Origin of the sequence: Rubeoparvulum massiliense (assembly GCF_001049895.1) — a bacterium.
GTDB lineage: Bacteria > Bacillota > Bacilli > Rubeoparvulales > Rubeoparvulaceae > Rubeoparvulum > Rubeoparvulum massiliense.
Window position 1 is genome coordinate 103,313 of sequence record NZ_CVPE01000005.1, and the last position, 13,349, is coordinate 116,661.

The 13,349-nt window shown below is 44.4% G+C and carries 11 protein-coding genes; 3 read left to right on the forward strand and 8 right to left on the reverse strand.

The window, feature by feature from the left end:
• Position 1: 1 nt before the first annotated feature.
• The 8 genes from BN1691_RS05810 to BN1691_RS05845 all read right to left on the reverse strand — a co-directional run bounded on the left by BN1691_RS05810 (position 2) and on the right by BN1691_RS05845 (position 8,965).
• On the reverse strand, positions 2-394 hold the full coding sequence (locus tag BN1691_RS05810; protein ID WP_048601299.1) for a hypothetical protein: 393 nt from the start codon (positions 392-394) through the stop codon (positions 2-4).
• Positions 395-427: 33 nt separating this feature from the next.
• Positions 428-1,660, reverse strand: a complete 1,233-nt coding sequence (locus tag BN1691_RS05815; protein WP_048601300.1) for a nickel-dependent lactate racemase family protein — start codon at positions 1,658-1,660, stop codon at positions 428-430.
• A gap of 163 nt (positions 1,661-1,823) precedes the next feature.
• On the reverse strand, positions 1,824-2,858 hold the full coding sequence (nrfD, locus tag BN1691_RS05820; RefSeq protein ID WP_048601301.1) for an NrfD/PsrC family molybdoenzyme membrane anchor subunit: 1,035 nt from the start codon (positions 2,856-2,858) through the stop codon (positions 1,824-1,826).
• 6 nt (positions 2,859-2,864) lie between these two features.
• Positions 2,865-3,470, reverse strand: coding sequence for a 4Fe-4S dicluster domain-containing protein (locus tag BN1691_RS05825; protein ID WP_048601302.1), 606 nt, complete (start codon positions 3,468-3,470; stop codon positions 2,865-2,867).
• Positions 3,467-4,147: a TorD/DmsD family molecular chaperone gene (locus BN1691_RS05830; protein WP_147545698.1), complete on the reverse strand. Its 681-nt coding sequence runs from the start codon at positions 4,145-4,147 to the stop codon at positions 3,467-3,469. Before BN1691_RS05830 ends, BN1691_RS05825 begins: the two co-directional genes overlap by 4 nt.
• Before the next feature lie 3 nt (positions 4,148-4,150).
• Entirely contained in the window at positions 4,151-6,415 is a 2,265-nt protein-coding gene (locus BN1691_RS05835; protein ID WP_048601304.1) for a molybdopterin-dependent oxidoreductase, read from the reverse strand.
• A 60-nt stretch (positions 6,416-6,475) separates the two neighbouring features.
• On the reverse strand, positions 6,476-7,237 hold the full coding sequence (locus BN1691_RS14530) for a hypothetical protein (RefSeq protein ID WP_197082490.1): 762 nt from the start codon (positions 7,235-7,237) through the stop codon (positions 6,476-6,478).
• 318 nt (positions 7,238-7,555) lie between these two features.
• Positions 7,556-8,965 carry a sigma-54-dependent transcriptional regulator gene (locus BN1691_RS05845; protein WP_048601305.1) on the reverse strand — a complete coding sequence of 470 codons (1,410 nt, stop codon included), beginning with the start codon at positions 8,963-8,965 and terminating at the stop codon, positions 7,556-7,558.
• Between the two features lie 680 nt (positions 8,966-9,645).
• Here BN1691_RS05845 and BN1691_RS05850 point away from each other — a divergent pair.
• From BN1691_RS05850 to BN1691_RS05860, 3 genes are all read left to right on the forward strand, one after another.
• Complete coding sequence (locus BN1691_RS05850) at positions 9,646-10,821, forward strand: MFS transporter (RefSeq protein WP_048601306.1); 1,176 nt, start codon at positions 9,646-9,648, stop codon at positions 10,819-10,821.
• A gap of 148 nt (positions 10,822-10,969) precedes the next feature.
• On the forward strand, positions 10,970-11,929 hold the full coding sequence (locus BN1691_RS05855) for a hypothetical protein (RefSeq protein ID WP_048601307.1): 960 nt from the start codon (positions 10,970-10,972) through the stop codon (positions 11,927-11,929).
• Between the two features lie 203 nt (positions 11,930-12,132).
• The gene (locus BN1691_RS05860; protein ID WP_048601308.1) at positions 12,133-13,113 is read left to right on the forward strand and encodes a hypothetical protein; all 981 of its coding nucleotides are present in this window, start codon (positions 12,133-12,135) and stop codon (positions 13,111-13,113) included.
• The last annotated feature ends 236 nt before the right edge of the window (positions 13,114-13,349 follow it).

A 13,349-nucleotide genomic window follows, 5' to 3' on the forward strand; every position in this document is an offset into this window, starting at 1 on the left:
TTCACCTCCACCAAACTGCGAGTAGACCGAGGATACTCAAGGCACCAAACATCATGGGAAGAAAGATGGGAGGCCCGATCAATAGATTACGTAGGGTCCAGCCACCGACACGAATTCGGACCCCACGGATATGAAAGAAAGCTCCCACCACCCCATCCACAAGACCGATCCAAAGCAAGATGAGGTAAAGATAATAGCTCCAGTTAGTTAGCCAAAAGCTGTAGATGAGACCCGTGAGAAAAATCAACGGTGCTGAAATGACTGGCAACCACATAGAGCGATGATGAAAGTTTTGCCGATAGTGAAAGAGCGTAACCTGAAAGCCTATGACAAGAAAAGCAAGGGCAACAAAAATTGTTGCAATCCGCACAAAAGGCCATCCATCCCAGCCCATCTATTCATCCTCCTTTAGACGATGACGCTACTTCTACTGATTATGAAAAAAGGTAAGTGAAGCATGAGGTAAAACAGCAACCCGCCTTGCTCTGCGATACCAGGCAAACTCCTGAAGATTCAAATGGGTTAATCCCGTAATGGGTAGAAGATCTACGAAAGCGTGAGCCATGGCGCTATATAGATAGATTTGATACTCCTTCGCCAGCTGCTCCAACTGTTCTACCTTGTGCCAGCCTAGACGAAATTCAGGCTTCACCTTCTCATATTCTCCAGGTTGGTGACGCTCCACCCATTCTTGAAAGGCAGGATGACCAAACCCTTCACCGCATTCCCCAACCAGTACAATGACACCGCCCTTCTTGGTAATCTGACTGGCATTCTGCAAGCTCTTGATGAGCTGATAAAGATTCATATCCTTGGGAGTGCCACCAGCTGATGCGACTGTAACCTCAAATGGTGGAGGCATAGGATGAAAGAAATACGGCTTAGCCAGTTCAACGCCTTTACGGAACGCTGCCAGCGGATCACCGCTTACTGCCGCCATGATCTGGCGCTGTGGATTGACCACCGTATTGAAGAGAAAGTGAATGGGTAGAAACTGCTGCCACTCTTCCAGATCGTCACGAAGAGGATTCTCTACCATCCCAGGCTGTACCTGATATTCCCTGCTCAATGCATGGTGGGCCTGAATCGCCCGTTCGCTTGCCACGCCTGGCATCAAGGCCTTTAGTCCACCTGACATTCCCACCAACCAATGGGGTTCGATGTTTCCCGTTGCAATTCGGAGCTCCGCCTCTATAACCGGTCGATAGACCTCTACAGGTGTGCCCCGTGTGGTCTGCCCCAGTAAAACGGCATCTTCCACAAGTGGTGAGTGATTCAAAATGTTTAACTTGCCCATCCACTTTTCGCCAACAATTTGAATCATTTCACGCTCCGTCTGCCGCCGATGTGTTCCTAAGGCGATCACCACGGTTATCTCTTCCTCCCTCATGCCTCCTTCCTTCAATTTTGTCATTAGCTGATCAACGAGCTTTGCTGTAGGTACTAGCCGTGTTGAATCGCTGACCAAAATACATGCACTCTTTGCATTTTGTACAAGCATCTGCAATGGAGGTGAGCCAATGGGCTCACGCAGAGCATCTACTAATCGCTCATCCTCAGCAAAGGGGGCAATTTTGGGGAAATCGTAGATCTTAATTTCTTGGTGCCCCGAAAGCTGAATGAGTTTTGTTTCATTGCCATAAGGTAAAAGTATGCGCATAATTCTATTTTTTCCAGATAATTCAGGAATATACGCCACAGAGATGGGGCTGATATCGTATGATCATAACAAGGCAGCCGATCCAACTTGATCAGCTGCCTTGTTTGATTAAAGATTACGAAATTGATTACTTAGAGAGTGGTATTATCCGTTTGAGTTATCCTCATGCCTTCTTTGCAAATACACCTTGGTTATCAAATAGTTTTTTACAGAGTGGCGGGAGGAGTAAGACGAGAACAGCAAATAGTACTAAGAAGATCGTAACCTCCATCCAAGCTGCTCCTGAAGTATCTACTGTGTTAAAGAGTGTCCCTGTCAATGGCATCTCTCCACCAGCAATGACGAAGTTAAAGCGGAGAGCAAAGACACCAACTAAGCTGAGAAGGCCAGAAATTCCTAAGATGGCTGTAGAACCCTTACTAAATACCAGTAACAGCAAGGGAAGTACCATCCCAATGAGTACTTGAACAACGACGAAGGAGAAGAAGCGATCACCTGCTAGGAGATTCTCTGCCACTCCTTTTCCAGCTGCATCAAGGGCAAAGAGAATCAGGATATGGGCTGCTAATAAGGCAAGTTCTAGCACAACAAAGCCAATTTTCAGACCATGGAGCGCTTCCTTCACCTCTTCACCAGCTACGCCTGTCAGACGTGGGAAGAAGCTATTGGCCACACTAAGCAGACTCATACCTGAAACAAACCCAGAAACTAAGAAGAGAATAGGTACCAAGGCTGAGTTCCAAAGGGGACGACTTGGTGCTAAAGCTAGTAGAAAGCCTGTGTACAACCCAAGGGATGCTGCAAGGATTAAACCTGCAACTCCCCAGCCTTTTAGACGTTTGGCATTCTCATTACGCCAAGCAAACCATGTATAGACTAAAGCGATGATTCCGTAAAAGAGTAAGATAAACGAACCCCATGTCATGGCAGAGCTAGGATTGACGCGGAAGAGCAGGGTAATGAAACGGCCTGGTTGTCCTAAGTCCACAATCAAGGCCAATGCCCCTGGAACAAGTGCACCTAGCGCCATAATACTAGCTGGCTTAACTAGCGCATCATATTTTTTAATCCCAAACACGGTACTGAGTGTGGAAACGAGAAAGAGTCCTGCACTCAGACCAGCAATGAAAATATAGAATACAATTAACATGCCAAATGGGGCCTCATGCTGCAACTGATAGACGATGGTAGTATCCATCTTCCCTTACCCCCTTTTCTCCAGCTTACTAAAGTCTGCACCTGCTAGCGCCTCATCCAACCCAATATAAAAGACGCGAGGTTTTGTCCCCAATTCAGGGCGAAGAACTTGGTAGGATTCTTCTGCTAGAAGGCGGCTTACGATACTATTGGGATCATTTAAGTCACCAAAATACCGGGCATGTGCGATACAGTTGCTTACACAAGCCGGTAGGAGCCCTGCATGAACCCGCTCGATACAGAAGTCGCATTTATCCGCCATCCCATTCTCGGGATTAAGATAGCGCTGATCGTAAGGACATGCAGCGATACAGTAGCGACAGCCAATACATTTATCAGGATCGATCCGTACAATTCCATCTTCATCATGATAGGTAGCCTTAACTGGACAAACCGTAGTACAAGGAGCATCTTCACACTGATTACAAAGACGAGGTACCTTGACCCGAATCACATTGGGGAAGACCCCTTTATCTGCTTCCGCCACCCATGAGCGGAAAAAACCTTCCGGTACATCGTTCTCCATTTTACACGTAACGGTACAAGCATGGCAGCTAACACAGCGTCGTACATCGATCACCATGGCATAGCGATGTTGTGATGTTGTACTCATGACCATTCACCCACTTTCGTTGAATTGCTTCGCAGGTATTTCATATCATCAGCTACCCAGTTGAATACGATTAACCCAACCTTTGTGTAATAACCTTCTCCTGACTCCGTCAGGGCAGCAACAAACGAATCGGTCCATGGGTTCACATGTTCAGCTAAAAATTGTTCTTGCCGATCTCGCCACTTCGTAGCTAACCCTTCGTTCCTTCCCACAGACTCTAATTCCTCCATACAGAGATAAGCCATAAAAGCTAATTCAAACCCAATATGATCAGGAAAAGTGATGCCCTTCAAGGGTTCAAAAATATCCAAGCGGGTAGGTTGAAAATCAAAGAGATCATAACAGGATTGGACATGACTGGCTTCTGGACCCATTAAGCGCCCCCACTTACGACCATTGGTAAGATAATTGCGCAGAACTGATTCGTAAGGTGGGATATAACGCCCTGACATGGGAACAAAGAAGCGGTCATAATATTCCTGACGGAGTTCTTCGACATTAGACTTATTATCCATAGATAGTGGCTCTTCACCATACTCTTCTAACATGAGAGAAAGCTGTAGGTAGTTCTGCTCCATCCGCTCCGCTGTTGGCTCTTGAAGAAAAAGACTAGCGAGAAACGCATAAATCTGCTGACGTACGTCAGTTGTCCCATACGCTTCAGTCTGCATCATCATCACCTACACTCTCTCAATTCGGAAGGCGCCACCATTCCGGCTTGGAATTCCTGTTGACATCTCGCTAAAGCCCATGATACCTGCTTCAACGGTTGGGTCGAGCAGACTAATACGAGCAAGGTTAACCCCTTTGCCACGCCGCTCATCGCCAGGTATGGTCTCATTTCCTACTTCATAGGATTTTACTCCATATTGCCAGTGTCCATAACCGAAGGCGATGGCTACAGTACCTTTTGCTACACCTTGACGTGCTAGTAAGATCCCCTCTTCTTCACCACCAGTAGCGGAAATCAATTTCACCCGATCGCCATTTTTTAAGCCTAACTGTTCAGCATCTTCAATATTGACCTCTACATAGTTGGTATCATGAATCTGTGTAAGGATAGAGCTATTAGCTAACATGGTGACACTACGGAAGTTGGCCTTGTAGGAGACTCCTTTAAATGGCCATTCGCTCTCTGGATACTTATCCGTTAATAATGTGCCATCGGCAAAGGTTTCAGGTTCATAGACAAGTACACCTGGGAAGTATTCGCCAGTGAAGCTATTCCGTGCAGTAGCAAGTGATTCTACATAGAGATTTAACACTTTCTTATAGCCATATTTATGGAACTCACCATCAAATCCATCCTCCCGACTTTCGAAACGACCACCACGACTCATCACATAGAGTGCTTTTCGCCATTCATCTGGCTTCAAAATCTTCTTCCACTCTTCTAGTTCTTCTCCTAGACCCATGAGCTGAATCTCTTCATCAGTAATGTCAGGCGCCACTTTACCAATGGAGTCGTCGAAGGCCATGTTGGTGATAATCCGTAAGAAATACTCAGCTGGATTATTAACGGGAACATCATTCCCATCCTTATCTTTCAGTGCCTTGTCACCATAGCCTGGTACGCCGATCGCCTTTGCCACATCAATAATATAGTTCTCTAAACAAGCATAACGACCGTCTGGCAATTGTTCTGTTAGCGCTTTCACTACAGGCCAGCGAACGGTGGTGCCTTTACCAGAGAAGTTCCCTTCAATATTGGGAGTACCCCAACTTTCATAGGGAGTAGTATCTGGAATGATATAGTCAGCTAAGGACGTTGTTTCGCCCATAAAAGCATCGGAAGCGATAAATAACGGAACCTTATTTACATCCTTCAGTCCTTCAACTACTTCACTTTTCGCACCTGCTGGCGTTGTCATCACGGGATTACTCATCCAAGTGAAGAGAATTTTAGTCTGATAAGGGTACCCATTAATGGCAGCGAAGACCGCTTGGTTATCGGATGCACCCCCAACTGGATGCCAAGGGAATTTACTAGGATAAGGATTTTCTCCTTGCGCCACCTTCTGTTTATATTCCGTGGTATCTTCATATCTAGCACCAGTACGTCCTACAAGCATCCCTGCTGGTTTTGGTGCTCCTTCAATATTTTTCAGATCATAACGCGGTCCTGGAGTAGCAGTACTAAAGTTGTTCCGCCGAGTAATATTACCGCCCTTCATATTCGTCGAACCGACAAGGGCACAGAGTGCGTAGTGAGCAGCGGTCGCTTGCAAGCCCGTTGAGGATGCCGTACCGCCTAAACCATCCACAGCTACCTTGGTTCCATGAGAGGTGAACTCCTTAGCGATTTCCACAATGGTAGCAACCGGAATCCCACACTCTTTGCTGTAGAACTCCATATCATGGGAATCTGCACTCTCCTTCAGTAAGAGCAGGCTAGATTTAACATGAATCGTTGTTCCATCAGCAGCAGTCAATGCGCCGGCATAGAAGATATCTGCATCGGTTGTTTCACTGTAAAGCTTGGGTTGCCGTGTGGCTTTATCAATCACCACGTAGAAATCTTCCTTACCGTCGTTTTCTGGTACCGGAAGTCCGAGATCCTCTGCCCGTAAAAGTTTCCGATAATTGGGATGCTGCTCATCCATAATGACGAGGTACGAAGCATTACAGAAGCTGTTATAGCCTTTCGCTTGAGCTGCCTCGAGATTAGGAGCGCTTAAATAGGCTTCGTTATAACGGCGGTTGGCAAGAATCCATTGGATTAATGCAAGTGCAAATGCACCGTCCGTTGTTGGCTTAATGGGGACCCACTTCGTCCGGTTACCATTGGGGCCAATTCCTCCACCCATCATGACTGGGTCTACCACCGTATATTTCAAATGACCTGTTGTGGTACCCACGGCTGCCTGCCGAGCAATGGTCTGCATCGGCTTCCCTGCTTTACCAGGGTAAGCACCTAGATAGAGGATATATTCAGCATTTGTCATATCTGGCTTAAAGACGTTTCCACCAGCGAATATCCCAGCACCTGGGACTTTAGAGCCCCCTCAGGAAAAGCCATGTGAATGGAAGTTCTTTGTACCAAAAAATCCCGCAAATTTGTTCGCAATCACTGTACGACCATCCCCACGTCCGCCAATAAAGGAGAGCTGGTTGCTCTTCGGACCTAACTCAGGCTGAGCTGGATCAAGAGGAGTCTTCACATCATGAACTTGACGGAAGCCTTCGATGGTTTGACCCTCACCAAGATCTGCAAAGAGCTTACCACCTTCAACCGTTTCCTTAACAGCTTCTTCCCAAGTAATGGGGACCCATTTTCCTTCTCCCCGTTTTCCTGCCCGCTTTAAGGGAACCAGAATACGATTGGGGTCATAGTGCGCCTCTAGGGTTGCATTCCCCCGTTGACATAGCGTGGCACGATAACGATATCCATAATCTTGATAGCTACTGAATGCACGGTATGCGTCTAATAATGGTGCTTCAAAATCCAAGGTTGGTTGAGCATTGTTCGGATTATACGGATTCCCATATACTCGTAGCATCTGACCGGTTCGCGTATCAATTTTGACCCGGTTACCACAAGAGCTATAGCATCCGAGACAAGCACTATTCCGCATGACAATGTTGGAATTCACTTTCACTTCTCCGCTCTGTGGATCTACCCGAGCCTCTAACTCTTGGGTACGGGCATGGAGAGGAGTAAATTCCTTCGGCTCTTCTGCATGACTCAGTTTGTCCAGACCCAAATCCACTACAGCTACTGTACCAACTGCCATGGAAAGTTTCAGAAATTGGCGCCGATTCAGCATCTACATTCACCTCGCTCATTAATTTCTGTCACATCCTCAGTTCAATTTCTGATTGTGTGACATTTTCGTTGTTCTTTTCACCATAACTAAGAGTAAACACCGTCTTAAACCATCCATCTGGTTATCTGCTTGGAATCGTTTCACCTCCCATATTGACTGTTTGAAAAGTAAGGGGGTGGTCGTACAATCCATCCACTCGCCTTTCACTTATCTACTAATGCATTTTTCATGCCAAAAAAAACCGCCGATTTAGGAGGATTTCGCTTCCTATCGACGGTTGAACTCTATCATTATGAAAGAATAGGTCTAAAGACCTTATCAATTTGAGAGGGTTTCATGAGTGCCATTCGATGTATCGGAGATCTGGTACTCTTCAATTTTCCGGTAAAGGGTACTAATACTAATACCCAGTTGTTGTGCTGCTTGTGTTTTGTTCCCCTCCACCAATTGCAATACACATTGGATATGATGTCGTTCCATGGTGGCTAATGTTAAATCCTGATCCAAGCTCATCATTCCTATTCTTGGTATCGTTTTCAAAGTAGGATAATCATGATATCCCTGTAAATGTTCAGCATGGATCAGTTCACCCTCTGATAAGAGAATCCCCCGTTCAATCATATTGCTCAATTCTCGAACATTTCCTGGATATTCATAGGCATCTAGAAACTGCCATGCGTCTTCTGCCAATCGCTTCTCCTTCCCTAGCGGTGTATAGAGATGAAGAAAGTGTTGAGCTAATAAGGGGATGTCACAGGGATGCTCACGCAACGGTGGAGTCTGAATTGTCACGATACTTAAGCGGTAGTAGAGATCCTCGCGGAATTTACCCTCGCTGACCGCCTGCTGAAGATCACGATTGGTCGCCGCAACCACTCGTACTTTTACCTTGCGCAAGATATTCGAACCAATCCGACGGAACTCTCCATTCTCTAGGAACCGAAGGAGCTTTGCTTGAATCGATAGATCCATCTCACCGATTTCATCGAGAAAGAGGGTGCCACCTGCTGCCTCCTCCACAAGCCCGATCCTTGTGGTCACAGCCCCGGTAAAAGCTCCCCTTTCATAGCCGAACAATTCGCTTTCCAATAACTCCGGTGGTAGCGCAGCAGAATTCAGCACTTGGAATGGTTGATCCTTACGATAGCTACATTGGTGTAATGCTTTTGCAACCAAGTCTTTACCGGTTCCACTCTCCCCATAGATTAGAACCGTGGCTTCGCTATTGGCCACACAATGAATGAACTGATGCAAATTTCGAATCAAGGAATGTCGACCAATAATAAAACAACCGGAACACATGGAACCAAGTGCCAGCTGTCTACACATTTTCTCAAGACGTGAACGGTTTCCAAGTGCCCGGTTGATGGCTTCCTCTAGCTGAGGAAATGAAAAGGGGCGTGATAATGTTGTAAAAGCACCTAAGTAAAGGGCATGAGGTGAAAGTAAGGTTGCATCTTCCTTACAGGTGAAGATGACTTCAACTAAAGGAGATTGTTCTTTCACTTCCCTCAATAACTGCAAACTATTTCGATCCGGTAAAACTGCATCCAATATTAAGAGCTGAATCGGATGACCTGCCACATATTTCAGGGCCAATTCACCTGAAGAAACGAGCATTACATGATAGCCTAGTTCCACTAACTGTTGACAGTAACTATCAAAGAGACTGGGCTCACCGATGGCAACCAATATGTCTGCAGGTTGATTAAAGCCATTCTTTTTCATGATTGCAATGTCGTTCCTTTCTAGTTGAATTCCCTTCTCATATTTATTATAAGCAAAGGAGATCCTCCAAAAGTGTACAATCCATGACAGGTTTCAAACAAATCCGCCAACGACTAAGCATAATTCTCTATTCAGATGATGATACTGCATCCACTCTGCACATAAGCTATAATGAATAGAGTCTTCTTTTGAGACTCCCACGACTAAAGTCGCAAGCCCTGACGGGTGGGATTCCTGCATGGCTTTGCGTTCTCAGTCCATTTCTGTTTTGAACAGCCTGCAAGATGAGGGTGTCTCATCACCCCTCCATATCCAGTGCATATAGCAGATATGGCTACGCTACTATGACCATCGCGTACAGTTTTTTCGTTCGTGGTGTTTTAGCGTCTTGTTCTTGACGACACATATCGTTTTACCGATCGCATGTATTAGGCGATCGAACCTTATACGATATCCAATTTTCAAAGAACGAGGTTGTGTTAGAGACTTGTACTTGTCTATAAGCAAATTATAGTACAATTCAGACAATTATGGTAGCCATAAGCTACCCCTTGTCTGACCTCGCTTTCATCCCATGTCTAAAGACGGGCTACGCCCTGCATGGGCTTTCTCGTTCGGAAAATCGGTAACTGCACCTTCATAATGGTAATGGTTGTAGAGAAAGTTGAGGGTAATATCCAATGAATCAGACAGATCAACTCGTAACAAGAGGGATACGCATCCATTATCTTGTTCTGTTTTTCTCCTTTGGCGTGCTATTCCCATTCCTCGGTCCTTATTTTGAAAGTGAATTACAATTCTCAGGTACACAGATCGGGTTCTTACTTTCACTTAATCCCATTGTACTAACCATTGCCCAGCCGATCTGGGGCGCAATGACTGATTATACCCAGAAGCCTCGGCTACTCCTACAGATCGCCTTGCTAGGGACTGCATTCACAACCTTTGCTTTTTTCTTTGTCTCATCCTATTGGAGTGTGGTCATTGCATATATTGCCCTCTCGCTCATTCAGAGTGCACTCGTTCCCATCTCTGATAGCTTAGCGATCCAATACGCAACGACAAAGGGCTTGGAATATGGTAGCTTCCGCCTTTGGGGTGCAATTGGCTTTGCCTTTTCCGTTTTGATCATGGGCTTTATTACTGAGCAATTAGGCTTACAATCCATCTTCATCGCCTTGATTCTCATTCTACTGATTGCCTTCTTGAACAGTAAGGTGTTACCTGCCTACTCCGCACCATTAGCTGCCATTCAATGGAAAGTAGGTCTAGCACGTCTCTTAAAGATGCCGCAATACTTATTATTTTTACTCATCAATTTTATGATTTTCGGCCCTATCTATGCGAACAATTCCTTTTTTGGCTTTCTCATACTAGGCATTGGCGGTAGCTTAGCCAGCTTAGGTTGGGCCTTTTTCCTAGCTGCTGGTAGTGAAGCACCTTTTATGAAAATAGCAGGGACCTGGATTCAGCGTTATGGCGTAATGACAATGATGATCGCTGCTGCTGCCATCGCAACATTGCGCTGGGGACTGTATGCCTTTCAACCCTCACTCTTGGTCATTTTTCTCTTGATCTTTCTGCAGGGTTTTTCCACAGGACTCTTTATTCCAGCTTCGATCCAGTTTGTCTATACCACCACACCGCGGGAAGTTCAAGCCACAGCCATCGCTGTGTACTCTGCTGTTGGTAACGGGTTAGGCACTTGGTTCTGTAGCCTGTTTGGCGGCTGGCTATACGAGAATTATTCCATTGGTACAACCTACCTCTTCTTCACCATTCTCTCTGCAGTAGGCTTGATTCTATTATTTGTCCTGAGAAAGTGTTACCACGAAAGTAAAGAAGACTTGCTTTAACCGGCCAATCATCGAATCATCTCATTAATCGAGACCTCCCCATATTGATAGGGTGAGGTCTCTTTTTTAAACTTTATTGCCTATTTTTGCTATTTTAGTTATACTGGCTATATCGATTTCCCATCTGTTGTAAAGGGAGGAATAGTCTGTGAGTTACCAAAAATGGCGTTGGATGCTGTTGATAGTTGCCCTAATTATTATTGTCACCGGAGTGGCATTTGGACCTTATACTCAAGCTTTTGTCGCTAGTAAATCTCCTGATGAAGAGGCCCTCCTCAGTAAAATGGGTGTGAATGAAGGAGGTAGTGTCAATCATTTGGTTGCCTATCTCGCTTGGGGTGGACCACATTGGGAGAAGCAACTTACCCGTTTTCTTGATGATGGCCTAGACCTAGTAGAAGACGCGCGGAATGATTACACTAGCCCCAAAGAATATAAGAAAGCTTATGAGGGATTGGAGAAACAATTAGATGAAACGCTGGCGAAGATCGAGGAACGGCGATTCTATGGCGCTAATCACAAATATGAAAAGCAACTCCTTTCCTTCTATCAAAAGTTTCAGCAATCAATGGCTGAGGTGGATGGTGCAGGGAAAGGTGATGAATGGGAGGGTAAGAGCCTTTCAAAGATTCGAAATCAATTACGTAGCTTAGAAGAGGAATTAGAAGATCTCCAGTATGAAATACAGGAATTTACTTGGGAAGTGAGTAAAGAGGTATTACTTGATGCTGAAGCATGGTATGAGGAGATTGAACCTTACTATGAAATGTTTCATGAGATCTATGAGAAAACCACGAATCTTGCTTACAAACTAAGAAATAAGGAGATTAGCTATAAAGAGTATAAGGAAATGGCAACCCAGCTTGATGAGCATCTCAAGAAGGTCCATGCCAAAATCGTGAAAACTCCTTATCCCAAACAGCTAGAGTCATTGGCTGGTTCGCTCTATATCATATTAGAGGATTTAACTACCGTTCATGAAATGTTTGCAACGCGTATAACCAGAAATGGAGCCTTTAGCGAAGAGGATCAGGAACAAGTAGAGCATCTTAGACAAATCAATGAATCTATCCTCGATGAAATATGGGAGGCATATGGTAGATTTTGAAGCAGTTAGGAATCCTTCCTTCTGCTTTTTATTTTTCCCTCTCCAATGAATTCATCTTTGAATTACTAGAAAAAACATACATTTTATTCTAATAAGTCCTACTTATGCTTCTTATGTATAAATTTCTAAATGGCTATAATTTTAAATGTTGCATAAAAAACCATATAAATTTTAAACTTGGTAGGTTTTAGAGGAGGATACCATTGAAAAATTTTCGTTATGTTATGAGTTTATTTGTCGTACTAGTCCTAGCGATTACGATGATTGGTTGCTCCAGTGATAAGAAAGCAGATGCACCAAAGGATGAGGAGAAACCTGCAGTAACAGATACGGAGAAAAAGGAAGAAACAAAGGATGAAGCCCAAACAGAATTTACTGCCGACGATGTAAAGGAAGCCTTCATGAATTGGAACGTAGGTAATGAAATTGATCAATTCTATGTACTGATGGCGGAAAATGGACAAATCGTTGACCAGGTACTTGCAGGCGAACGCTCTGTCGATGAATATAAAGCAGAAAATGCTGCGATTCTAGAAGAAGCTACTGTAGTCGTAAATAAGATTGCCGAGACCCCTATTAAGCCAGCTGGTGAGGATGCCAAAGCAGAGATTGTATCATTATACCAAGAATATCTCCAAGGATTTGCTGGAACCAGTGAGATCTTTAATGATGACGCAACTGTAAACACAGAAAAACTAAATCCACTATTAGAAAAGATGGTGGCAACAGAGAATCAAATACAGGTTGCCCTAAAGCTGATGCTCTATGATGTTCAAGAGGCTAGCGATGAAGAGATTGATGCTGCTAATGAATGGTTAGCTGCTATAGAAGAAGCATCCAATGTAATTTGGGGTAACATGATCACTATGGATGAGCTCTATATGGAAACACTAAATGGTCAAAAAACCCCTGCTGACTATAAAAATGAAGCAGCCACCTTAGTTAAAGCATCACAAGAAGCCTTAGCTCAAGTAGAAGAGACTGCTGTACCTACCAATGCTGAGAATTTCCGTGAGTCATACTTAGAGATGCTTCAACTCTCTGTTGAGATGGATGAACTACGGATGAATGCCTTCAATGATGATGGGACATTCAATGAGGAGGTCATTACACAAGTAGATGAGCATCTTGCCATGATCACCAGTATTCAATCTGACATAGCCCTACTCTACGGATTTGAATAAGATTAATCCAAAAAGTCTGATTTTAGAACAGAAGGAATAATTCCTTCTGTTTTTTTCTTTTACCTCCCTACCCTCTCTTGTTGCCTTTATCACTCAACCAGCTCATTTTGCATATTTTTCCTTCAACCTTTATTTAAAATGACTCATTCACAATTCTAGTAATCAACGCATTTAATGGTAGAATTTATATAGGGCTATTTTCCTAGCAAACATCCATCTGATTTCACTATGATTGG